The 23,444-nt window shown below is 72.2% G+C and carries 23 protein-coding genes; 19 read left to right on the top strand and 4 right to left on the bottom strand.

The features are described from left to right. Positions 1-330: 330 nt before the first annotated feature. The 8 genes from J2Z30_RS20730 (at position 331) to J2Z30_RS20695 (ending at position 9,087) form a co-directional block, all read left to right on the top strand. Complete coding sequence (locus J2Z30_RS20730; RefSeq protein ID WP_044566997.1) at positions 331-1,434, top strand: methionine ABC transporter ATP-binding protein; 1,104 nt, start codon at positions 331-333, stop codon at positions 1,432-1,434. Next, positions 1,431-2,090 (top strand): methionine ABC transporter permease, encoded by a 660-nt coding sequence (locus J2Z30_RS20725; protein WP_044566999.1) that lies wholly within the window; start codon positions 1,431-1,433, stop codon positions 2,088-2,090. Before J2Z30_RS20730 ends, J2Z30_RS20725 begins: the two co-directional genes overlap by 4 nt. 79 nt (positions 2,091-2,169) lie before the next feature. Next, positions 2,170-3,075: a MetQ/NlpA family ABC transporter substrate-binding protein gene (locus J2Z30_RS20720; RefSeq protein ID WP_052701131.1), complete on the top strand. Its 906-nt coding sequence runs from the start codon at positions 2,170-2,172 to the stop codon at positions 3,073-3,075. Continuing rightward, complete coding sequence (locus J2Z30_RS20715; protein ID WP_044567001.1) at positions 3,072-4,436, top strand: LLM class flavin-dependent oxidoreductase; 1,365 nt, start codon at positions 3,072-3,074, stop codon at positions 4,434-4,436. The genes J2Z30_RS20720 and J2Z30_RS20715 overlap by 4 nt, the downstream gene beginning before the upstream one ends. Further along, entirely contained in the window at positions 4,433-5,779 is a 1,347-nt protein-coding gene (locus J2Z30_RS20710) for an NtaA/DmoA family FMN-dependent monooxygenase (RefSeq protein WP_044567002.1), read from the top strand. Before J2Z30_RS20715 ends, J2Z30_RS20710 begins: the two co-directional genes overlap by 4 nt. Beyond that, entirely contained in the window at positions 5,776-6,870 is a 1,095-nt protein-coding gene (locus J2Z30_RS20705; RefSeq protein ID WP_078956411.1) for an acyl-CoA dehydrogenase family protein, read from the top strand. The genes J2Z30_RS20710 and J2Z30_RS20705 overlap by 4 nt, the downstream gene beginning before the upstream one ends. A 136-nt stretch (positions 6,871-7,006) precedes the next feature. Further along, positions 7,007-7,930 carry an LLM class F420-dependent oxidoreductase gene (locus J2Z30_RS20700; protein ID WP_044567003.1) on the top strand — a complete coding sequence of 308 codons (924 nt, stop codon included), beginning with the start codon at positions 7,007-7,009 and terminating at the stop codon, positions 7,928-7,930. A 110-nt stretch (positions 7,931-8,040) separates the two neighbouring features. Then, positions 8,041-9,087 (top strand): aldo/keto reductase, encoded by a 1,047-nt coding sequence (locus J2Z30_RS20695; RefSeq protein WP_044567004.1) that lies wholly within the window; start codon positions 8,041-8,043, stop codon positions 9,085-9,087. A gap of 87 nt (positions 9,088-9,174) precedes the next feature. On the opposite strand, the gene J2Z30_RS20690 is transcribed toward J2Z30_RS20695, so the two are convergent. From J2Z30_RS20690 to J2Z30_RS20675, 4 genes are all read right to left on the bottom strand, one after another. Then, complete coding sequence (locus tag J2Z30_RS20690) at positions 9,175-9,969, bottom strand: ABC transporter ATP-binding protein (protein ID WP_044567006.1); 795 nt, start codon at positions 9,967-9,969, stop codon at positions 9,175-9,177. Further along, positions 9,945-10,811, bottom strand: a complete 867-nt coding sequence (locus tag J2Z30_RS20685) for an ABC transporter permease (protein WP_044567007.1) — start codon at positions 10,809-10,811, stop codon at positions 9,945-9,947. The genes J2Z30_RS20690 and J2Z30_RS20685 overlap by 25 nt, the downstream gene beginning before the upstream one ends. Next, positions 10,808-11,869 carry an ABC transporter substrate-binding protein gene (locus J2Z30_RS20680; RefSeq protein ID WP_044567009.1) on the bottom strand — a complete coding sequence of 354 codons (1,062 nt, stop codon included), beginning with the start codon at positions 11,867-11,869 and terminating at the stop codon, positions 10,808-10,810. The genes J2Z30_RS20685 and J2Z30_RS20680 overlap by 4 nt, the downstream gene beginning before the upstream one ends. A gap of 297 nt (positions 11,870-12,166) precedes the next feature. Further along, positions 12,167-13,066: a LysR family transcriptional regulator gene (locus tag J2Z30_RS20675; RefSeq protein ID WP_044567011.1), complete on the bottom strand. Its 900-nt coding sequence runs from the start codon at positions 13,064-13,066 to the stop codon at positions 12,167-12,169. Positions 13,067-13,163: 97 nt separating this feature from the next. On the opposite strand from J2Z30_RS20675, the gene J2Z30_RS20670 reads away from it, so the two are divergent. From J2Z30_RS20670 to ssuE, 11 genes are all read left to right on the top strand, one after another. Beyond that, entirely contained in the window at positions 13,164-13,325 is a 162-nt protein-coding gene (locus J2Z30_RS20670; RefSeq protein WP_209468765.1) for a hypothetical protein, read from the top strand. 191 nt (positions 13,326-13,516) lie between these two features. Beyond that, complete coding sequence (locus J2Z30_RS20665; RefSeq protein WP_044567014.1) at positions 13,517-14,251, top strand: alpha/beta hydrolase; 735 nt, start codon at positions 13,517-13,519, stop codon at positions 14,249-14,251. After that, positions 14,248-15,099, top strand: coding sequence for a sulfurtransferase (locus J2Z30_RS20660; RefSeq protein ID WP_063790838.1), 852 nt, complete (start codon positions 14,248-14,250; stop codon positions 15,097-15,099). The genes J2Z30_RS20665 and J2Z30_RS20660 overlap by 4 nt, the downstream gene beginning before the upstream one ends. Positions 15,100-15,150: 51 nt before the next feature. Next, positions 15,151-16,074: an ABC transporter permease gene (locus J2Z30_RS20655; RefSeq protein WP_044567016.1), complete on the top strand. Its 924-nt coding sequence runs from the start codon at positions 15,151-15,153 to the stop codon at positions 16,072-16,074. Next, positions 16,071-16,817 carry an ABC transporter ATP-binding protein gene (locus J2Z30_RS20650; protein WP_044567019.1) on the top strand — a complete coding sequence of 249 codons (747 nt, stop codon included), beginning with the start codon at positions 16,071-16,073 and terminating at the stop codon, positions 16,815-16,817. The genes J2Z30_RS20655 and J2Z30_RS20650 overlap by 4 nt, the downstream gene beginning before the upstream one ends. After that, positions 16,814-17,824 (top strand): ABC transporter substrate-binding protein, encoded by a 1,011-nt coding sequence (locus J2Z30_RS20645; RefSeq protein WP_044567021.1) that lies wholly within the window; start codon positions 16,814-16,816, stop codon positions 17,822-17,824. The genes J2Z30_RS20650 and J2Z30_RS20645 overlap by 4 nt, the downstream gene beginning before the upstream one ends. A gap of 8 nt (positions 17,825-17,832) precedes the next feature. Beyond that, entirely contained in the window at positions 17,833-18,933 is a 1,101-nt protein-coding gene (locus J2Z30_RS20640; protein ID WP_044567023.1) for an LLM class flavin-dependent oxidoreductase, read from the top strand. Between the two features lie 33 nt (positions 18,934-18,966). Beyond that, complete coding sequence (locus tag J2Z30_RS20635; RefSeq protein ID WP_044567026.1) at positions 18,967-20,025, top strand: ABC transporter substrate-binding protein; 1,059 nt, start codon at positions 18,967-18,969, stop codon at positions 20,023-20,025. Next, positions 20,022-21,197, top strand: coding sequence for an acyl-CoA dehydrogenase family protein (locus tag J2Z30_RS20630; RefSeq protein WP_245388254.1), 1,176 nt, complete (start codon positions 20,022-20,024; stop codon positions 21,195-21,197). Before J2Z30_RS20635 ends, J2Z30_RS20630 begins: the two co-directional genes overlap by 4 nt. Then, positions 21,194-22,633: an FAD-binding oxidoreductase gene (locus J2Z30_RS20625; RefSeq protein WP_078956412.1), complete on the top strand. Its 1,440-nt coding sequence runs from the start codon at positions 21,194-21,196 to the stop codon at positions 22,631-22,633. The genes J2Z30_RS20630 and J2Z30_RS20625 overlap by 4 nt, the downstream gene beginning before the upstream one ends. Positions 22,634-22,751: 118 nt before the next feature. Continuing rightward, complete coding sequence (gene ssuE, locus J2Z30_RS20620) at positions 22,752-23,309, top strand: NADPH-dependent FMN reductase (RefSeq protein ID WP_044567027.1); 558 nt, start codon at positions 22,752-22,754, stop codon at positions 23,307-23,309. Positions 23,310-23,444: the final 135 nt, after the last annotated feature.

Below are 23,444 nucleotides of genomic sequence, written 5' to 3'. Positions count from 1 at the left end.
TACACCAGAAGCGTGGAGGCCATGGGCGCCACCCAACACCGGCGTTCGCGTACTGGTCAAGCAGCGACCAGCATGCGGAACGGTGGACGGCCGCCGGGCACACCGCACATCTCACCATGCGGTCCGCTGTTGACCTGGGCCAACGGGAATGTGAGCATCCCATCCCATGTCGCGGACCCTCTTCTGCACGCGCCGCCGCACGGTCGATCACATGGTGATCACCAGTGCCGCCTGTTTCTCTCACTGACCTCATTCCCGCTCGGGGCCGGCCCGTCTCCTTCCTTTGGCGCGCCCGCCCGCACCCTCCCAGAGCGTCGAGGAGTACACACGGTGATCCGTGTAGAGAAACTGCACAAGACCTTCGGCACCGGTACCCGTGCGCGGCCGGTGCTCCATGAAGTCGACCTGAACATCGCACAGGGCACCATCGGCGCCGTCGTCGGCCCCAGTGGCGCGGGGAAGAGCACTCTGGCCCGCTGCGTGAATCTGCTCGAACGCCCCACGTCCGGACGGGTATGGGTGGCCGGAACCGATGTGACGGACCTTCCGGAACGTGACCTCCGCCACGCGCGGCGGGCCATCGGAACCGTCTTCCAGTCGGCCAATCTGCTGCGCCGGCGCACGGCGGCGCAGAACGTCGCGATGCCACTGCGCTATCTCGGCGTGACCGCGCGGGAGGAGAAGCGCCGCGTCGCCGAACTGCTGGAGCGGGTCGGCCTCACGGACCGCGCCGACGACTACCCCGCCCAGCTCTCCGGTGGCCAGCGCCAACGCGTGGGCATCGCACGGGCGTTGGCGCTGCGGCCCAAGGTGCTGCTGTCCGACGAGGCCACCTCCGGTCTCGACCCGGCCGCCACCCGGTCCGTCCTCGCCCTGCTGCGCGAGCTGCGCACCGACCTGGATCTGGCCATCCTCCTGATCACCCATGAGATGGAGGTGGTCCGCGAAGTGGCGGACACCGCCGCCCTGCTGCGCGAGGGGCGCGTCGCCGAGTCGGGCCCCGTCCACCAGCTGGTGGCCGATCCGCACTCCGCGCTGGGCAACGCGCTCCTTCCCGACCGGCCGGTCTCCTGGGACCGGCCGGGGCTCGGTACGTGGCGGCTCACCTACCAGGGGCACGCGGTGCCCACGGACTGGCTGACGCGGCTCGGTGCGGACCACGGGCTCGATGTCCATCTGCTGTCCGCGACGGTGGAGGAGATCGCCGGGCGGGCCGCGGGCCGTGCGACCATCGCGGTCGGCCACGACCGGGCGGACGAGCTGACCGCGGCCCTGGACGGCTGGGGCATCCACGCCGAACCACTGCCCGAACCACTGCCCGAATCGCTGCCCGGACCACTGCCCCCGGACCACAGTGCCCGCGCCGAAGAACCGGCAGCCTCCGAACCGGCGTCCGAGGCGGCCGCGGAGACGGCCGCGGAGACGGTCGTATGAGCACCGACCTCGACAAGCTGTGGCCGCTGCTCTTCCCCGCGATCGGGCAGACCCTCCAGATGGTCGCCGCCGTCATGGTCATCGTCGTCGCCGTGGGCACCCCGGTGGGCGTGGTGCTCCACAACTCCTCGCCCGGCGCGCTGTTTCCGCACCGGGCACTGCGGGCCACGCTGAGCTGGGTGGTCAACCTGGGCCGTTCGCTGCCGTTTCTGATCCTGATGGCCGCGATCATTCCGTTCACCCGGTACGTGGCGGGCACGACCATCGGGGTGTCCGCGGCGATCGTGCCGATGTCGCTCGCGGGCATCCCCTACTTCGCGCGGCTGGTGGAAACGGCCCTGCGGGAGGTGGACCGCGAGGCCACCGAGGCGGGGCGCGCCGCGGGCGGCTCACGCCTTCAGGTGATCGTGTCCGTACAGCTGGCGGAGGCGCTGCCCGCCCTCGTGGGAAGCCTGACCATCGCGATCGTCGGCATGCTGGAATTCTCCGCCATCGCCGGGACCATCGGCGCCGGTGGCATCGGCTATCTGGCCATCAGCTACGGCTACGAGCGCTTCGACACGACGGTCATGACCGCCACGATCGTCACGCTCATCGTCATGGTGCAGGTGATCCAGTTCACCGGCGACCGCATCGTGCGCCGCCTCGCCCACTGAGGTCGCTGAGGCCACTGAGGTCGCTGAGGCCACTGCGCCCGCCGCACCCCGAACCTCCTCATCCCACCGGGGAACACCCATGCCTTTCGTCCATGACCACGGCTTCGAACTGAAGTCCAGACTGCCCCGCCGCATCGCCATCACGGCCGCGCTCAGCGCCGTCGCCCTCGCCGTCGGCTCACTGGCCGCCGCACGGGTGGGCGGCGAGGACCATCCGCCCCTGGGGAAGACCCTGAAGGTCGGCTACAACCAGGGCAGCATTCCGCAGAGCGCCATCGTGAAGTACATCGCCGACAAGGTCGACCGGGACCACGGCATCACGGTCGAGCCGTACCCCGTCAACGACGCCAACCAGGTCAATGGCTCGACCGCGGACGGCAAGCTCGCCGCGAACATCACCCAGCACGCCGAGTGGCTCAAGGTCATCGTGGCCAACGAGGGCTATGAGGCCAGGGCCGTCCAGCCCATCTTCACCCAGGCGTTCGCCCTCTACTCGCAGAAGTACGGCAGCGTGCGCGAACTGCCGCACGGCGCGCGGATCACCCTGCCCAACGACCCGGCGAACCAGACCCAGGCGCTGCTGACCCTCCAGAAGGTCGGGCTCATCAAGCTCAAGAAGGATGTGGACCCGCTCACCGCACAGCTGGGCGACATCGCCGAGAACCCGCGCGACTTCCACTGGCACGAGGTGTCCCTGGACGCCATCGCCCGCTCCCTCCCGGATGTCGACGCCGCCATCAACTACGCCTACAAGTTCCGGGTCGCCAAGATCCCGGTCAAGCAGCGCATCCTGCTGCCCCCGGCCGACGAACGCTTCGCCATCCAGCTCGTCGTCGGCGACGCCTACGCCGACGACCCCGCCATCACACGGCTCAAGGCCGCGTTCGCCGACCCGCGGGTGGCCCGGTTCATCAGACACGACCTCGACGTGGAAACACAGCCCGCCAAGATCCCCGCCGACCAGCGTCAGCGAGCCGCCCCATGACCCTCTCGCCCGGCAGGCGACACCTGCACCTCAACGTCAACATCTTCCAGTCAGGGATCTTCGCGGGTGCGTGGCGCGCCCCCGACGGCGACCCGCGCGCCGCCTTCTCCCTCGGCCACTACATCACCACCGCCCGCGTCGCCGAGGCCGCGAAGCTCGACGCCGTCTTCCTCGCCGACACCCCCGTCCTCACCCCCGACATCGCCCACCGCCCCGAATACGCGCTGGAACCCACCGTGATCCTGGCCGGGATCGCGGCCCACACCAGCCGTATCGGCCTGATCGCCACCGCCTCCACCAGCTACAACGAGCCCTACAACATCGCCCGCCGGTTCGCCGCGCTGGACCACCTCAGCCGGGGCCGCGCCGGGTTCAACGCGGTGACCACGACCGGTCCCGCCGCCGCCCGCAACTTCGGTCTCGACCAGGCGCCCGCCCACCGGGACCGCTACCGGCGCGCCGCCGAGTTCGTCGGCGTCCTCGGCGAACTGTGGGACAGCTGGGACGACGACGCGCTCATCGGGGACGACGCGCGCGGTGTGTTCGCCGACCCGGCCCGTATCCACGCCATCGACCACCAGGGCGAGTTCTTCCGCGTCCGGGGGCCGCTGAACACCCCGCGATCGCCGCAGGGCCGCCCCGTCCTCGTCCAGGCGGGCGGCTCTCCCGACGGCATCGAACTCGCCGCCGCGCACGCCGAGGCCGTCTTCAGCGCCGCCCAGACCCTGGACGAGGGCAAGGCGTACTACCGCGCCGTCAAGTCCCGCGCCGCCGCGCTCGGCCGTGACCCCGACGGGATCGTGGTGCTGCCCGGACTGTCCACGGTGGTCGCCGCCACCCGCGACGAGGCGCTGGAGCGGCTGAACGGCCTCCAGGACCTCATTCCGCTCCGCTACGGCCTGGACCGGCTGGCCGCCCTGCTCGGCATCGACGCCGACGCCCTCGACCCGGACGCGGAACTGCCGTGGGACCTCATCGGCCCCGCCGAGAACGTCCAGGGGCCGCAGACCTTCTTCACGGTCACCACCGAGCTGGCCCGGCGCGAGCGACTGACCGCCCGACAACTGATCCGGCGGCTCGGCGGCGGACTCGGACACCGTGTCGTCGCGGGCGGCCCGGCCGACATCGCCGACACCATCGAGGAGTGGTTCACCTCAGGAGCGGCCGACGGCTTCAACCTGATGCCCGATGTGCTCCCCAGCGGCCTCGCGGCCTTCGCCGAACACGTCATCCCCGAGCTGCGCCGCCGGGGGCTGTTCCGGGACGACTACGCGGGCACCACGCTGCGCGACCACTTCGGCCTGGCCCGGCCCCCGGTCGCCCGGTACGCACCCGACACGGCGGAGGTGCCGGTCCGATGACCCGCCGGCTCAGTCTGCTGGTGAACATCACCGGCGTCGGAAACCACCCCGGGGCCTGGACCCTGCCCGGCCGGGCCCCGGACGCCTACGTCGACCCGGACCACCATCTGCGGGTGGCCCGTACCGCCGAGCGCGGCGCCCTCGACGGGGTGTTCCTCGCCGACATCCCCGCCCTCCACGGCGACGTCGGCCACGGCCCCGGGCAGGCCCTGGAACCCTCGATGCTGCTGACCTACCTCGCCGCCGCCACCGAGCGCCTCGGGGTCGTCCTCACCGGGTCCACCACCTTCAACGAGCCCTACAACCTCGCCCGCCGGGTCCTCTCACTCGACCACGCGTCGCGGGGGCGCGCCGGATGGAACGCGGTCGCCACCTTCTTCCCCGAGGCGGCGCGGAACTTCGGTCTCGACACCGTGCTCGACCCCGGCACCCGCTACCGCAGGGCGGAGGAGTTCATCGGCCTGGTGCACCGGCTGTGGGATTCCTGGGAGGACGGCGCGCTCGTCGCGGACACCGACGGCGCGCGCTTCGCCGACCCCGACCGGATTCACTCCGCCCAGCACAGCGGCGAGTTCTTCGAGGTCGCCGGGGCGCTCAACGTGCCGCGCTCCCCACAGGGCCGCCCGGTGACGGTGCAGGCCGGGGCCTCGCCACAGGGCGTGGCCCTCGCGGGACGCTTCGCCGAGGCCGTCTACACCCCGCTGCTCGACCGCGAGGGGGCGCGTGACTACCGCGCCCGGCTCGCCGGACAGGCGCGGCGGTACGGACGCGATGTGTCCGGCATCCGGCTGCTGCCCGGCCTGACCCCGGTGATCGGCGGCACCGAGGCGGAGGCCCGCGCGCGCTTCGCCGAGCTGGAGGCGGGCGTACACGAGGACGCGCGGCAGCTCGCCCGGGTGGCCCGTACGCTCGGCCTCGACCCCGCCACCACCGACCCCGAAGTGCCGCTGACCGAGGCCCAGTTGTCGGGACCGCCGCCGGACCGGCTGCCCACCGGGTTCTTCCGTGCCCATGCCGAGATCGCCCGTCGTGAGGGACTCTCCCTGGCCGGGCTCGCCGCCCGCACCATCGGCGGCCACCGGTCGGTCGTCGGCACCCCCGAACGGATCGCGGACGACATCACCGGCTGGTGGTCGGCCGGTCTGGTGGACGGCTTCACCCTGCTGCCCGACGCGCTGCCCGACGGCCTGGACGCCTTCGTCGACCACGTCGTGCCGATCCTGCGGGAACGCGGCGTGTTCCGCCAGGGCTACACGGGCACCACCCTCCGCGATCACCTGGGGCTCCCGGTACCGGCACCGTCATACGAGCCTTCCGGGCAGAAGGGGGCCACGGCCCGATGAGGTCCATGGACGCGGTGCGGGCGAGTGCCGTCGGAGCTCTGCGGGTCCCGGTGGCGTACGGCGGCCCGGGGGCGAGCCTCGTGGACCTCTTCCGGACCGTCATCGATCTCGCGGAGGCGGACTCCAACGTGGCACAGGCGCTCCGGCCGCACTTCGGTTTCCTCGAGAAGCTCATCAGCGACGGCGGGAAGGAGGACCGCGAGCGGTGGTTCGCGGCGGCGCTGGCGGGCGAGCTCTTCGGCAACGCCACCGGGGAGACCACCGCCAAGCACCCCGGCGACATCCACACCGCGCTGGTGCTCGACGGCGACCGCTACCGGCTGAGCGGCACGAAGTGCTACAGCACCGGCAGCCTGTTCGCCGACTGGGTGGTCATCGCCGCGAGGAACCACCTCGACCAGCGGGTCCGCGTGGTACTCCCGCACGGCCGCCCCGGGCTTCGGCTGATCGACGACTGGGACGGCATGGGCCGGCGCATGACGGCGAGCGGCACCACGGAGCTGGACGACGTGGCGGTGTACCCGCACGAGGTCGTCGTGGACGGGGCCGTGGGGGTGCGCCGGACCCATCTCGGCGCGTATCACCAGCTCTTCCTCGCCGCCGTGGAGACCGGCATCGCCAAGAACGCGGTGCGCGACGCGGTCGGCCACGCCCGCGACCGGGCCCGCGCGGTCCGCCACAGCGGCGTCGACCACGCGGTCCAGGACCCGTTCGTGCAGCACACCGTGGGCGAGATGGCGGCGCTCGGGTATGGTGCCGAGGCCACCGTGCTGCGCGCGGCCGCCGCCGTCGACCGCGCCCTCGCCGGCCCCCACGGCGACGACGGCGTGGCGGGCGGTGAACCGGCGCTCGCCGAGACGGCCACCGAGGTGGCGCAGGCGCAGGTGGTGGCCGCCCAGGCGGCCCTGCGGGCGGCGGAGCGGCTGTACGACGTGGGCGGAGCCTCGGCCACCCGGCGCGAGTTCAACTTCGACCGCCACTGGCGCAACGCCCGTACCCTGGTCAGCCACAATCCGATCGCCCACAAGGCACGTGTGGTGGGCGACTACCTCCTCAACGCCGAACCGCCGCCGCTGACGGGGTTCTTCTGAGCCCCCGAGTCCCGGCCGCCGATGACCAGGGACGGTACGCCACCGTGGCGCACGCGCCGCGGAGAAGAACACCGCCGACACACAGCCGTCACATCCGAATGGGCATGTGCGGTCGACCCCGGGAGTTCACCCAGACATGACTGTAGGAGTCGCACTCACCGCGGCGGACGCGGACAACCAGATCGATGCCACCGTGCGCCTCGCCAGGGAGGCCTCGGCCGCCGGGCTGCGGTCCGCCTGGTTCGGGCAGACCTTCGGCGCCGACTCGCCCCAGCTCGCGGCCATCGTCGGGCGCGAAGTACCGGATCTGCACGTGGGCACATCCGCCATCCCGGTCTTCGGACGTCACCCGTTGCTCGTCTCCAGCCAGGCCCAGACGGCACAGGCGGCCACGCACGGCCGATACCACCTGGGGCTCGCACTCGGCACCAAGCTCCTGACCGAGGCGGGCTTCGGCATCCCCTTCGAGAGGCCCATCGCCCGGCTGCGTGAATTCCTCACCGCGCTACGGCAGTTGACCGAGACCGGCGCCGCCGACTTCCACGGCGAACTGCTGACCGCGACCACGCCGATCCCCGCCCGCGTGCCGGGTGCCGGGACCGGAGTACCGCTGCTCGTCGCCGCGATGGGCCCGCAGGCGCTGCGGGCCAGCGGGGAGCTGGCCGACGGCATCCTGCCGTACCTCGCCGGGCCCCGGGCCCTGGCCGAGCACATCGTCCCCGCCGTCACCGCGGCGGCGGAGGCCGCCGGCCATCCCGCGCCCCGCATCGTGGCGCTCGTACACGGTGTGGTCACCGACGATGCCGACGCGGTACGCGAGACGGTGGCCGAACAGCTCGCGTTCTACGAACAGATCCCCTCCTACGCACGGGTCATCGGACTCTCCGGCGGCACCCGGGCCGTCGATGTGTCCGTGATCGGCGATGAGAAAACCGTCGCCGCCGAGGTGCGGCGCTACCGGGACGCCGGGGCTACGGAGGTGGTGTTCTCGGGGACGGAGGCCGCCGGTGAGGCCGCCCGGCGCCGCACCTGGGCGCTCCTGGGGGAACTCGCGGGCTGAGCACCCCCAGGGTTCACCCACTGACCCGCACCCCTCCCCTGTCCTCCCTGACGTCCCGGACCGAACGTCCCGGACCGAACATCCCGAAAGAGAAGGAAGACACCGAAGAGATGACCACGTACCGCACCCTCGGCCGTACCGGCGTGAAGGTCAGCCCCCTGACCCTCGGCGCGATGAACTTCGGCGCCTGGGCCAACCGTGACCACGACGACGCCGTCAAGATCATTCACCAGGCCCTCGACGCGGGCATCAACGTCATCGACACGGCCGACGTGTACTCCCAGGGCGAGAACGAGGAGATCGTCGGCAAGGCGCTGGTGGACGGCCGCCGCGACGATGTGTTCCTCGCGACCAAGTTCCACGGCCGGATCGGTGACAACCCGAACCACCAGGGCAACTCACGCCGCTGGATCCACCGGGCCGTCGAGGACAGCCTGCGCCGCCTGGGCACCGACCACATCGACCTTTACCAGGTCCACCGGCCCGACCCCGCCACCGACTTCGAGGAGACGCTCGGCGCACTCGACGACCTCGTACGGCAGGGCAAGATCCGCTACTTCGGCACCACGACCTTCGAGCCGCACCAGATCGTCGAGGGCCAGTGGATCGCCGAGCGCCTGCGCCGCCAGCGTCCCGTCACCGAGCAGCCCCCGTACTCCATCCTGGCGCGGGCGGCGGAGCGGGCGGTGCTGCCCGTCGCCGAGCGGTACGGGCTGGGTGTCCTGCCGTGGAGCCCGCTGGCCGGTGGCTGGCTGTCCGGTCGCTACCGCAAGGGGGACACGGCACACGCCGTGTCCAGCCGTCTGGAGCGCCAGCCGCACCGGCACGATCCGGAGCTGGTGGCCAACCAGCGCAAGCGCGAGGCGGCGGAGCAGCTCGCCGAGCTGGCCGACGAGGCGGGCCTGTCGCTGATCCATCTGTCGCTGGCGTTCGTGCTGGAGCACCCGGCCGTGTCGACGGTGATCATCGGCCCGCGCACCCAGGAGCACCTGGTGAGCCAGCTCGGCGCCGTCGACGTCCGTCTCTCGCGGGACGTGCTCGACCGGATCGACGAGATCGTGCCGCCCGGCACCACGATCAGCCCCGCCGACGAGGGCTATCAGCCCCCGTCGCTCACCGACCCGGCCACCCGCCGCCGCCCGGCCGCACGAGACTGACGCTGAGCGGCGACCAGGGCTCAGCGGTCAGCGCAGAAGGTGGCCGGAGGCACGCAGCACGTACACGGCCACCTTCTTGCCGAAAGGTCAGTCGTGGGGCGCGTAGCGGCTCTCCGGGCCGTCGTCCTCCCGCCCGGTGAGCGCGTCCACGCCCAGCCGGGCGAGCAGTCGCTCGCGCAGCGCGGCGTACTCGGCACCGGCCGGCCGACGCGGCGCGGGAACCTCCACGGCGAGGTCGGCGGCGATCCGGCCCCCGTCCAGGACCACGATCCGGTCGGCGAGCGCGACGGCCTCGTCCACGTCGTGCGTGACCAGCAGCACGGCGGGACGGTGCCGCTCGTACAGGCGAGCCAGAAGAGCGTGCATACGGGTCCTGGTGAGCGCGTCGAGCGCGCCGAACGGCTCGTCCGCGAGGAGCAGTTCGGGCTCGCGCACCAGGGAGCGGGCCAGCGAGACCCGCTGCTGTTCACCGCCCGACAGCTCCACCGGCCAGGCGTCCTCCCGCCCGGCCAGACCCACCTCGGCGAGCGCGGTGCGCGCCCGCTCCTCGGCGTCCGCGCCCGTGAGGCCGAGTGCCACGTTGGCCAGCACCCGTTTCCACGGCAGAAGCCTGGCGTCCTGGAAGACGACCGACACATGGGCGGGCGCGCTCAGTACGCCTTCGCCACCGGCGTCGTGGTCGACTCCGGCGAGCGCCCGCAGTACGGTGCTCTTGCCGGAGCCGCTGCGGCCGAGCATGGCCACGAACTCCCCGGCGCGCAGGCTCAGATCGAGCCCGTCCAGCACCCTGCGCCCGCCGAAGGCCCGTACGAGCCCCTCGATGCGAACGGCCGCCCCGGCCTCCGGGGCGGTGACCGTCAGCCCGCCAGTGTGCGTCGCCATGACAGGACCTTCCTCTCCACGAGCCGTACCAGTCCGTCGGAGAGCAGCCCGAGAAGTCCGTAGACGACGAGACCGACGATGATGATGTCGGTCTGCCCGTATGTCCGCGCCAGCCCCATCATGTAGCCGATCCCGCTGGTGGCGTTGACCTGTTCGACGACGGCCAGCGCCAGCCACGCCGCGGTCACGGCGAAACGCATCCCGAGGAGGAAGCCGGGCAGTGCGCCCGGCAGCACGATGTGCAGCAGGAAGCGCGGGCGGCTCAGCCCCAGCGTCTCGGCGAGCTCGACGTACCGGCTGTCGATGGTGCGCAGTCCGTTGTGGGTGTGGATGTAGACCGGGACGAAGGCACCGAGGGCGATCGTGATGACCTTCATGGACTCCCCGATGCCGAACCACAGGATCAGCAGCGGGATGAGCGCGAGCGAGGGGATGCCCCGCTTGATCTGCACCGGACCGTCGATAACCCCCTCGCCGAGCCTGCTGAGCCCCGCGATCAGCGCCAGCAAGAGCCCGGCGGCCGTGCCGTACGCCAGACCGGACAGGGCTCGCTCGGTGGAGGTCCACACATTGGACTGGAGCCTGCCGTCCGCGATGAGGTCGCCCGCCGTGGTCACCACCGTCCAGGGGGCGGACAGGTTGCGCGCGTCGATGAGGCCGGTGGCCGAGCCGGCCGACCAGACCGCGAGCAGCAGGAGGGGGCCGAGGGCCCGGCCGTACGGGATGGGCCGACCGGGACCGAGCCGCCGGCGCGCAACGCGGCGCCCGGCGTTCCCCGCGGCCGGGGCCGCCTTCGTGGTCTCGGCGAGCGACAGCCGCCCGCCCGGGACGTCCGTGCTCATCGCGGCCGCCGCGCTTCCGCGACCGCGTCGGCGGCGACCGGCTCGTACCGGCGGTCGAAGAGGATTCCCGCGTCGAACCTCTTCTGGTCCGTCTCCTTCGCCAGCAGGTCGACGGTCTTCTGCTGCCGCGCGATGGCCGGCGTCCAGTCGGCGGGGATGTCCGGATGGCCGTTCTGCTTGACCAGGTACTCACCGTCCGCGCGGGTGAGGCCCTGGTCCTTGACGTAGTAGCCGTCGATCCACTGCTTCGGGTGCCGGTCGACCCAGACCTCCGACCGCGCCCAGAACCTGATGAACTCCCTGATCGCGGCCGCTTTCTGCGGATCGCTGACGGCGTCGGTCAGTGCCCACAGATGTGCCGGATCGTCACGCAGGCCGTGCTGGATGGTCTTCCCGCCGTCCTTGCCGTATTTCGCGGGAAAACGCTTGATGTTGACGCTTCCGAGGGGCGCTACGTCCACCTGGCGGCTGCCGAGCGCGGTCGGGTACACATCCCCCGTGCTGGGCAGCTCGACCAACTGCACATCGTTCTTGGTGAGCCCCGCCTTGGCCAGGATCCGCAGCACGAGCGCCCCCTGGGCCTGCCCCGGGCTGTAGGCGATCTTCTTGCCGCGCAGGTCCGCCAGGGTGTCGACGTCCGCCCCGGGAGCGATTCCGAGCTCGTAGACGGGGTGCCGCAACGGATCCTTGCGGAATTCCGTCGCCACGAGCTTCGTATCGAGACCGGTCCAGTGGGCGTGTATCGACGGGATCTCCGCCGCCGAACACAGATCCAGGGAATGCGCGCGGAAGGCCTCGGAGCACTGCGGACCGCCACTGATATTGGCCCACTTGACCTTGAAGGGCAGCTTGTCGATCTGCCCCGAGAGCTTCAGCGCCACCTGAGTGTCCGGCGCACCGACCGTAATCGACGTATTCGCCTTCACCTTCTCCGGAATCTTGATGTGGGCGACGTTCTTGCTGTCGGCGGCGGTCGACGAGGTGGTGTTGTCTGCGCAGCTGACCAGCAGCGAGGCGCAGGTCAGAGCGGTCAGGACGAGCGGCGCGAGCCTGGGCATACACGTTCCCGGGTGCAAGGCGTACGGCATCGGAGCGTACGGAAGTGAACTGATGTCGCGGGGGGGGTGGAATTCGTCACGTGTGAGGGGTGTTCATTGCTGGATTTCAGCCATGCTGCTGGATTTCAGCTACACAGTGCGACGGCGATACGCATCAGATCGACAGGGCGCCGCTGCGTGAACCGCGGAGAGATCGGCATGCCGCTGAAGCTACCCACGACGTCAAGAAAGGGTCAAGCACGCGTTCGTATTTCCGGAAGGCGGCAATGACTACTTCGTACGGCTGCCATGTTCGCGTTACATGACCACGGACGGAGTCCCCGCGGTGTCCGTTTCGCGGAAGCCGAGGAGGGCTCGTACCGCCTCGATGGTGGCTTCGGTCAGGGAGGGGTCGCAGCCGCCGCGGGCTCGGGCACTGAGGCGGACCGGGGGAACGGCGGGGAGGTCGTGGCGTGGCGCGAGGCCATCAGGGTACGGACCGCCGGGGACGGCGAGCAGGGCGGCGCCGAGCCCGGCGCGGGCCGCGTCCAGCACCCCCGCGAGGTATCCGGCCTCGGCGACCACGGTGGCGGCCGTGTGATGGGCGGCGAGTGCGGTCAGGGCGCGGCGGCGGATCACGCAGGGATCGCTGATGGCCACCAGGGGCAAGGGGGCGGGTGCGGCGGGTGGTTCCCAGCCGGGAGCGGCGTACCAGCGCAGGGGGAGTTCACCCACCGGGGTGCCCGGGGCGGACGCCGCCTCGGTGACGTAGACGGCGAGGTCGAGTTCACCGCGTGCGACGGCATCCGTCAGCCGCGCCGAGCGGTCGATGCGCACCCGGACCTCGGCGCCGGGCCGGGTGTCGCGTACGGCCGCGGTCAGGACGGGCAGGATCTGGTCGGCGCCGTGCTCGGTGGCGCCGATGATGACGGGTGCCGCGTCGGCCGGGTCCTCCCCCATGAGCCGACGGAGGGCCGCGTCGTGTGCGCCGACGATCTGCTGGGCCTCTTCCAGCAGTCGGGTGCCGTGGGGGGTGAACCGGGTCTTCCGGCCGTCACGTTCGACGATGGGGCGTCCTAGGGACTTCTCCAGCCGCCGGATGTGCTGACTGACGGTGGACTGGCTGAGGGCGAGTGCGCCGGCAGCGCGGTGGAAGCCTCCGTAGTCGGCGACGGCAATGAGACTGCGCAACGCCACGATGTCCAATACCGGTCGCATGTGCGCAGGCTAGCAACCGATCGATCGGAAATCACGATCGATTTTGATGGCAAATCATCGTTGGACGGCCGGCTCCGGCCTCGTGCATCCTGAGGTCATGCCGCGTACAGCGTTCGTGGCGGTCCTCGGGCCGCGCACCCACCGCACCGGATCCGGGCCGTCGGCCGCCGGACCGGCGGTGTGCCGTGCCACCGGCGCCCGGCTGACCCGGCGGCGCGTCGTCGACTTCGGCCGCACCGGCGCCATGCGCTGTCGCTGACTCAACCCATTCCCGGCGGACTCGCCGTCGCCGCTCGATCGCCGCCGCGGGTTCGTCCCTCCGCGCTTCCCCGCCGGCAGGCGCTTCCCGCCTGCGTCTCTTCCTTTCTCCTCCGCACCTCCGCACCCGCACGGCCGCTCCATCCCGCTTGTGCGTGCGGGCGGGCACCGCTGTCGATGAATCGAGTTCTCATGTCCTCTGCTCAGCCTGTCCACGCCTGGGACGAACCGGCGGGAATCGCCCCGCGCGGCACCCTCGTACTCCTCCCCGGGCGGGGTGAACACGGCGGTGTGTACGAGCGGTTCGGCCGCCGGATCTCCGCCGACGGCTATCGCGTCCGCGCCCTGGGGGACGCCTCCTCCGCCCCGGAGGCCGTCGCCGAGGCGGCCACCAAGCTGTTGCGCGACGAAACGCTCCCGGGCCCCCGCGTGCTGGTCGGATCCGACACTGGGGCCTCCCACGCCGCGCGGCTCGCCGCCCTCGACGCCTCCGGGCCGGCCGCGCTGATCCTCGCCGGGCTGCCGGCCGGGCCGCGCCCCGCCGAAACGGCCGCTCGGGACTGGGAGGAGGAGCTGGAGCTGCGCACCGCCTGCCCCACACACCGGGGCAGGCTGACCGCCGACCCCGCGTTCCGGCGCGGCGCCCTGGCGGGCCCGCCGACGCTGGAGTCGCCCACGCCGGCGGGGATCTCCGTTCCCGTGCTCGGGCTGCACGGTGCCGAGGACACCGTCAGCCCGCTCGGTGCGGTCCGCCGCGTGTTCCGCGAGCTGCCCGGCGCGGAGCTGGTGAGTCTGGCCGGTACCCGGCACGACGTCCTCAACGACGTGACGCACCGCACCGCCGCCGCCACGGTGGTCCTCTTCCTGGAGCGACTGCGGCTGGGCCCCGGCCTGACGCCCATCGCCGTGCCGGAGGCCCTCGCGTGACCGCCCCCGTCCTCACCACTCCGGCCGAGCTGTACTCCCGGCTGTTCCACGGCGGTCCGGCGCCCGTCGTCCTGGACGTACGGTGGCGGCTCGGCGATCCGCACGGCCATGAGCACTACCGCGCCGGGCACATCCCGGGCGCGTGCCACGTCGACCTCGACGCCGAACTCTCCGCCGCGCCCACTCCGGCCGACGGCCGCCATCCACTGCCGGACCCCGCCACCTTGCAGCGGTCCGCGCGCCGTTGGGGACTCACCGCCGACCGGCCGGTGGTGGTGTACGACGACAGCGGCAACACCGCCGCCGCTCGCGCCTGGTGGCTGCTGCGCTGGGCCGGGGTGGAACGGGTCTCCCTGCTGGACGGGGCGCTGGCCGCGTGGCGCGCGGCCGGACTGCCGGTCGAAACGGGCGAGCCCGCCCCGCCGGCCGAGGGGAATGTCGTCCTCGCCCCGGGGCAGCTGCCGGTGCTGGACGCCGACGCGGCGGCCGAGGTGGCCCGTACGGGCGTCCTGCTGGACGCGCGGGCGGCCGAGCGGTACCGGGGCGAGACCGAACCGGTCGATCCGCGCGCCGGGCACATCCCCGGCGCCCGGTCCGCCCCGACGGGCGACAACCTGGCACCGGACGGCACGTTCCACAGCGTGGAGGAGCTCGCGCGGCGTTTCACCGCGCTGGGCGCCGACGGCACGACAGAGGTCGGTGTCTACTGCGGCAGCGGCGTCACGGCCGCCCACACGGTCGCGGCCCTGGCCCGCGTCGGCGTCACGGCCGCGCTCTACCCGGGCTCCTGGTCCGCCTGGTCCGCCGACACCGCCCGCCCCGCGGCCATGGGTGCGGCGGCGGGCTGATCCACCGCCCGCACACCTCCTGTGAACACTTCCCGACCGAGAGGCCGCACCATGCCCTCCCCGCACTCCTCCGTGTCCGGGGCCTCACCGCCCCCGCGCACGTCCGCACCACCACCCCCCGGTGCGGCGAAGGACCCGACGCCGCCCGTCAAACCCGCCGCGGCGCGGACATCCCGCCCCACCGCCCCGCGCGCCCGGCCCCGCCTCCGGGTCCCGCGCGGGGTGCGCCGGGCCTCCGGGCCGGTCGGTCTGCTGCTGCTCTGGTTCCTGGCCGCCGCGACGGGCGTGCTCCCCGAGACCGTGCTGGCCTCCCCCGTGGACGTCGTGCGGCGCGGTGCGGACCTCATCGGCACCGGTGAGCTGCCGCAGGCCATCGCCGCCTCCGGCCGGCGAGCGGCCCTCGGCTTTCTCATCGGCGCGGCCGTGGCGCTCACCCTGTCGCTCACCGCCGGTCTGTTCCGGCTGGGCGAGGACGTCATCGACGCGTCCATGGGCATGTTCCGCGCGATTCCCTGGGTGGGCCTGATCCCGTTGTTCATCGTCTGGTTCGGCATCGACGAGACACCGAAGATCGCGCTGGTGGCGCTCGGCGTCACCTACCCGCTGTACTTCAACATCTACGGCGGCATCCGCTCCGCCGACGCACAGCTGATCGAGGCCGGGCGGATGGTGGGCCTGGGCCGTATCGGACTGATCCGGTACGTGATCCTGCCGTCCGCGCTGCCCGGTGCGCTGGTGGGGCTGCGGTACGCGCTGTCCACCGCGTGGCTGGCCCTGGTCTTCGCCGAGCAGGTCAACGCGGACGCCGGTATCGGCTATCTGATGAGCAACGCCCAGCAGTACTTCCAGACGGACGTGATCGTCCTGTGCCTGGCCGTGTACGCGGTGCTGGGGCTGCTGTGCGACTTCGCGGTGCGGCTGCTGTCCCGGCGGCTGCTGGACTGGCGGGCCTCGTTCGACGGGGAGGGAGCATGACCGCGGTGAACGGCACGAACAGTGTGGAGGTCCGCGGACTGACCCGCGCCTTCGGCGACAAGACCGTGCTCGACGGGCTCGACATCACCATCCGTGCGGGCGAGTTCGTGGCGCTGCTCGGCCAGAGCGGCTGCGGAAAGTCGACGCTGCTGAGGATTCTCGCCGGGCTGGACAGCGAGACCGAGGGCGAGGTGGAGGTACCGCGGCGGCGCTCGGTGGCCTTCCAGTCGCCACGGCTGATGCCGTGGCTGCGGGTGTGGCACAACGTCGTGCTCGGTCTGCCGGGCGGGGACCGCGCGCTCGCCGGGCGCTATCTGGCCGAGGTCGGCATCGAGGAGTACGCGGGCGCCTGGCCGCGGACGCTTTCCGGCGGCCAGGCCCAGCGCGTCTCCCTGGCCCGCGCGCTGGTGCACGAACCCGAACTGCTGCTGCTCGACGAGCCGTTCGGCGCGCTCGACGCGCTGACCCGCGGCAAGGCGCAGCGGCTGGTGGCCGATCTTTGGCAGCGGCACGGCTGCTCGATCCTGCTGGTCACGCACGACGTCGAGGAGGCGCTGCTGCTGGCCGACCGGGTGCTGGTGATGGACGACGGGCGCATCGCCTACGAGGCGGAGGTGGGCCTCGACCGCCCGCGCGACCTCGGCTCCCCCGACTTCGTGGCGTTGCGCGGCGAACTCCTGCGACGGCTGGGCGTCGACGACGCCTCGGCCCTTTCGCACCATCGTGAAGAGGTGACCACATGAATCGCTCGCACACCCGGAGCCGCGGGGCCACGGCCGCGGCGCGCGCCCTCGGCGCCGCGCTGTCGCTCACCGCCCTCCTCGCCACCAGCGCGTGCGCGGGCGACAGCCGGGCGGCGTCCGAGACCGATCCGTCGAAGGTGACACTGACCCTGGGCGACCAGGCCAAGAACCTGAAGACGCTGTTCGAAGCCTCCGGCGCCCTCGAGGGAACGCCGTACAAGGTGAAGTGGGCCGAGTTCGAGGGTGCCGCACCGCTGTTCCAAGCCGTGCAGGCCGGGGCCGCCGACACCTCGTACGCCGCCGATCTGCCCACGCTCCAGGCACTCGCCGGCGGAGTACGCGTCAAGGCCGTCGGAGCGCTGCACAACGACGGCACCCACACCGGGATCGTGGTCCGGAAGAACTCCCCCGTGAAGAGCGTCAAGGACCTCAAGGGGAAGAAGGTCGTCGTCTCCTCGGCCAAGGGGTCCATCGCCGAGTATCTGCTGGCGCACGCGTTGAAGCAGGCGGGGCTGAGCTACTCGGACGTCCATGTGCAGTATCTGCTGCCCACCGACGCCCAGGCCGCCTTCACCTCCGGCAAGGTCGAGGTCTGGGCCACGTTCGGCGTGTACAAGACGGTGGCCGAGCAGCACGGCGGCCGTCTCCTGATCAACGGGGCGAACGGGCGGGTGAGCGGCTACGGCTTCGTCGGGGCCTCCGAGGAGGCCCTTCAGGTCCCGGCGAAGAAGAAGGCCATCACCGACTACCTGCGCCGCCTCGACAAGGCGCTGGCCTGGTCCCGCCGGCACCCCGCGGAATACGCCAAGGCCATCCAGCACAACAACGGAGCCTCGGCCACGGTCGCCAAGGCCCTGGTCGACCAGTCCAACAGCGAGCTGCTGCCGGTGAGCGAGCCGGTGATCCGGTCCGTGCAGAAGGTCGGCGACACGATGCACGGCATCGGTGTGCTCACCCCCAGCCCGACCCTCGCCGACCACGTCGACACCAGCCTCGTCAAGGAGTGACCGCAGCCATGCCCGTGGAGTTCATCAGCGCCGTCCACCCCAACCCCGCCACCGAGGGCGACCCCACCGCGGGTTCCGGAATCGATGTGGACTATGCCCGCCGATACGCCCGAGCCCTGGACGACGGAGGCTTCGACTACACCCTGGTCACCTACCACTCGGCCGCCCCGGACGCGCTGCAGCTGGCCCAGTTCGTCGCCCATCACACCGAGCGCATCAAACCGGTCCTCGCCCACCGCCCCGGGGTGGTCTTCCCCACCCACGCGGCCCGCGCGCTGGCCACGCTGGACCAGATCAGCGCCGGACGGCTGGTGGTGCACATCATCTCCGGCGGCAACGACGAGGAGCAGCACCGCGAGGGCGACTATCTGAGCAAGAGCGAGCGGTACGCCCGCTCGGACGAGTACATCCGGATCCTGCGCGGAGTGTGGGAGGCCGACGGGCCGATCTCCCATGAGGGCCCCTACTACCGCTTCGAGGGCTTCCGCTCCGATGTCACCCCGTACCACGGCACCATCCCCATCTCGGTGGGCGGTTCCTCCGAGGACGCCTACCGGGTGGGCGGGCAGCAGGGCGACATCTTCGGACTGTGGGGCGAACCGCTGAAGGAGACCGCCGAGCAGATCGCCTCGGTGAACGCGTACGCGGACGCCGCGGGCCGGCCCCGGCCACGCATCTGGGTGTCCTTCCGGCCGATCATCGCCCCCACCGACGAGCTGGCCTGGGAGAAGGCCCACCGCACTCTTGGCGCGGTCAAGGCCAACCACGCCGAGCGGGCCAAGCGCCGCCACTACCCGGCGGTCGGCCGGGGCACCCCGGCCAACGTCGGATCACAGCGGCTGCTGGCCGTCGCCGAGCGCGGCGAGGTGCACGACCGCTGCCTGTGGACCGCGCCCGCCGCGGCCACCAATGCCGCCGGTGCCTCCACGGCGCTGGTCGGCTCCCCGGAGACGGTCGCCAAGGCGCTGCTCGACTACGTCGACATCGGCTGCGAGCTGCTGTCCATCCGCGGCTACGACCCGCTCAACGACGCCATCGACTACGGGCGTCAGGTACTGCCGCTGGTCCGTCAGGAGCTGGCGCACCGCGCCGCCACCTCGGCCGCCTGACACCCGGCCGCCGTCTCCTTTCCCGTTCTCCTCATGAAAGGCACCATCCGAATGCCCAGGCCACCGGCCCGCTCCCGCTTCCGGCGCGCCCGCGCCCGTACCGCTCTCGCCGCCGTCGTGGCGCTGACCGCCGGTGCGCTGAGCGCCTGTGGCGGCACCGCGGGAGCGGACGGGGACGGGAAGGGATCCTCCGTCACCCTCCGGGTCGGGGCGACCGGCTGGAAGGAGGAGGAGGCCCTGCTGAAGTTCGCGCACCTGGACGACACTCCGTACCAGGTGAAGTGGAGCCTGTTCCAGGGCGGCGACAGGCAACTGGAGGCGGTGCGCGCCGGTGCGCTGGACGTGGCGAGTTCCAGCGAGATCCCGCCGGTCTTCGCAGCGGCCGACGGAAAGCCGAACTTCAAGGTCGTGGCCGTGAGGCGCGGCAACACCCTCAACCAGGAGGTCGTGGCCCCCAAGGGGTCCTCGATCACCTCGATCTCGCAGCTGCGGGGCAAGAGGGTCGGCTACGTCAAGAACACCACCGCCCACTACTTCCTCTACGAACTGCTGAAGCGGGCCGGGCTCGGCTGGGACGACATCGAGGCCGCCCCGCTCGATCCCGACAAGGGGATCGCCGCGCTGAACGGCGGTTCCATCGACGCGTTCGCCGGATACGGCAACGCGGTCATCACCGCCCATCAGCGGGGCGCCCGCACCATCGGTTCCGGCAAGGACATCCTCTCCGGCAACTTCCTGTGGACGGCCTCGGACGACACCCTCGGCGGCGCGGCCGAGCGCCGAGCGCTGGCGGATCTGCTGGCCCGTATCGACAAGGCGTTCGCCTATGTGCGCGACGGGCGCCGAGAGGAGTACGCGAAGCTCATGGCCGCCGCCACCCACCAGCCGGTGGACCAGGCGCTGGAGGAGTTCACGGCGGGAGAGGCCCAGCGCAGGACCGGGATACGGCCGGTGAGCGCCGGGGCCACCGCCTCCGAGCAGAAGGTCGCCGACGCCTTCGGTGACCTCGGGGCAGTGCGGCGGAAGCTGACGGTGAGCGAATTCTGGAGCGACCGTCTGACCCCGCGACTGCGTACGGAACTCGCCTCATGACCATCGGCTTTTCGCTTCCCGCCCCGGACCTGACCTCGCTGTCCTCCGTGACGCGACGGCTCGCCACCACCGCGGCCGGGTACGACCGCGACGGCACGTTTCCGGCCGAGGGGATCCGCACCGCCCACGAGGCCGGACTGCTCACCGCCACCGTCGGCGAGCGGTACGGGGGCCCCGCACTCGGGGTGGCGGACACCGCGCGCATCCTGCACGCGCTCGGCGAAGGCGATCCGTCGGTGGCGCTGATCGCCGCCATGAGCCTCTCCGTCCACCGCCGCCAGGCCGTGCGGCCGCACTGGCCGGAAGAGCTCTACGGGCAGGTGCTGGCCGACGCCGCTTCGCGGCCGGTGCTGCTCAACCACATCCGTGTCGAACCCGAACTCGGCTCGCCCGCGCGGGGAGGGCTGCCCGCGACGGTGGCCCGCCGCACGGCGCACGGCTGGGCACTCAGCGGCCACAAGCGCTTCGCGACCGGTGTGGAAGGGCTGGACTGGCTGCTGGTCTGGGCCACCACGGACGAGCCCACGCCGCGGGTCGGCACCTTCCTGGTGCCCGGCACCGCGCCCGGAATCGAGATCACTCACCGCTGGAACCATCTGGGGCTGCGCGCCAGCGGAAGCCATGACATCGCGCTGCACGACGTCGAGATTCCCCAAGGCAACGTCATCGACCTGGCCGAGTACGGCGCCGCGGCGGAGCAGGACAACCGCGCGGGCGCGGCCCTCCACCTGCCGCTGGCCGCCCTCTACCTGGGCGTGGCGCGGGCCGCCCAGGGTCATGTCCACCGCTTCGCCCATGAGCGGATCCCCGCCAACCTCGGCCATCCGGTGGCCCGTACCGAGCGCTTCCGGCGCGTGGCCGGTGAGATCGCGCTGCGGCTGGACTCCGCCGAACACCTGGTGTTCACGGGTGCGGAGCGGGTCGACGCGGCCGACGGCTCGTACACCCCCGAACACGCGCTGGGCGCCCGTGTCCTGGCGGACCGGCATGCCACCGAGGCGGTCGCCCTGGGGTTGCGGCTGCTGGGGAATCCGGGGCTGTCCCGCGACAACCCCCTGGAGCGCCACTTCCGGGACGTCCAGTGCGCCCCGGTACACGCCCCGCAGGAAGACACGGCGCTGCTCGCCATCGGCACGGCCGCGCTCGGCACACGAAGTGAGAGGCCGACATGACCGTCCCGCTGTCCGATGCGGATACGGCCGACCGCACCGACTCCGCATCCGCGCACGCCACCGATACGGGTACCGCCGCCGCGCTGCTGGCGGCGCTGCGCCGCGACCTGCCCGACGGGACACTGGGCACCGGCCCCGAGGCCACCGGCCCGTATGCCACCGACCGATCCGGAAGCCGCCCGGCGGGCCTTCCGCTCGCGGTCGTCCACGCCACGCACACCGAGCATGTCCAGACGGCACTGCGGCACGCGCACGTCCTGCGGGTGCCGGTCGTGCCGCGCGGGGCGGGGACGGGTCTTTCCGGCGGGGCGAGCGCGGGCGCGGACAGTGTGGTCCTCGACCTGTCACGCATGAACCGCGTCCTGGAGCTGAGCCCCGAGGAGCAGATCGCCGTCGTCGAGCCGGGGGTCATCACGGCCGACCTGGACCGTGCGGCGGGAGAGTTCGGGCTGCGCTACGCGCCCGACCCGGCGAGCGCGGCGATCTCGACCGTCGGCGGGAACATCGCGACCAACGCGGGCGGGCTCCGCTGCGCCAAGTACGGGGTGACCAGGGACGCCGTCCTGGGCCTTGACGCGCTGCTGGCGGACGGGACGTCGATACGGACCGGCCGGCGCACCGTCAAGGGCGTCACCGGCTATGACCTGACGGGCCTGCTCACCGGCTCCGAGGGCACCCTGGGTGTGATCACTGCCGCGACCGTACGGCTGCGCCCGGTGCCGGAGGAGACCGTCACGGTCGCCGCGTACTTCGCCACCTTCGCCGAAGGGGCCGAGGCCGTCTCCGCGCTCACCGCCGCCCGGATCGAGCCCGCCATGGCCGAACTGCTCGACGGCCCGGTGCTGGGCGCGGTGGACGACGCCCAGGGCACGGATCTGCGGTCGCGCGGCGGCGCCCTGCTGCTCTTGCAGTGCGACGGGCGGGGTGCGGCCGCCGAGGCCGACGCGGCCGTACGGCAGCTGCGCGGACGGGCCGACTCGGTCGAGGTCACCGAGGATCCGGCCGAGGCGGATCGGCTGCTCGCGGCCCGTCGGCTCGCCCTGCCCTCGCTGGAGCGGCTGGGCCGTCCGCTGATCGAGGACATCGCCGTCCCCAGGAACCAACTGGCGGCCGCCGTAAGGGAGATCGACGCCGCGGCGGACCGGCACGGGGTGCGGATCTTCACCTTCGCCCATGCCGCCGACGGCAACCTCCACCCCATTCTCGTCCTCGACCCGGCCCTCCCCGCCGTCCCGGACGCCGCCTGGCGGGCGGCGGGCGACATCTTCACGGCCGCGCTCCGCCTCGGTGGCACGCTCACCGGCGAACACGGCGTGGGCACCCTCAAGCGCCGCTGGCTCGGCGACGAGCTCGGCCCGGACCAGCACGCGCTCCAGCGTCGCCTCAAAGCGGCCTTCGATCCGCACGGCATCCTCAACCCGGGCAAGGCGCTATGAGATCAGCCGGGGCCGGGGCCGTCGTGCCGATGACCGGCACCGGTCCTTGTGTCCCCTCCCCCCTCTTCCCCTTCGTTTCCGCTCCTTCCGTACCGACGTCTTCGAGGTGAACCCCGCCATGCCCACCATCCTCTCCATCTCCGGCAGCCCCTCCCCCACCTCCCGCACCGCCCGGCTCCTGCGCAGCCTGGACTCCCGGCTCACCGCCCAGGGACACCAGGTGATCCCACTGGACGTCCGTACGCTTCCGGCCGAGGCCCTGCTGCACGCGGACTTCGGGCATCCGGAGATCGTGCGCGCCACGGAGCTCGTCACCCGGGCCGACGGTGTGGTCATCGGCACCCCGGTCTACAAGGCCGCGTATTCGGGACTGCTGAAGTCGTTGCTCGACCTCCTGCCCCAGTTCGCGCTGGAGGGCAAGACCGTGCTGCCGCTGGCGACCGGCGGCAGCACCGCGCATGTGCTGGCCATCGACTACGGGCTGCGCCCCGTGCTCGCCTCCATGGGCCCCGCGCACATCACACCGGGCTGGTTCGTGCTGGACAAGCACATCGAGGTGGGGAAGGACGGGGGCGTGGTGGTGGACCCCACCACGCGGGAGGCGCTCGAACGGCTCGTCGACCAGTTCTCGGCGGCGCTGAGCGGCCCGTACTCGGCGGGCGTGGTCGCCGCGTGACCGCGGGCCGGGGTTCCTCCACCGTCGCGGGGGGGGGGGCCGGGGGGGGGGGGGGCCCGCCCCGCGCCCCCCGGGGGCCCCCCCCCCCCCCGCCGCGGGGGGGGGGGGGGGTGGCGGGGGCCGCGCGCGTCGGGC

The organism is Streptomyces iranensis (assembly GCF_017874715.1).
Taxonomy (GTDB): Bacteria; Actinomycetota; Actinomycetes; order Streptomycetales; family Streptomycetaceae; genus Streptomyces; species Streptomyces iranensis.
The sequence above is the reverse complement of the archived record's forward strand: the minus strand, read 5'-3'. Positions and strand labels throughout refer to the sequence as shown.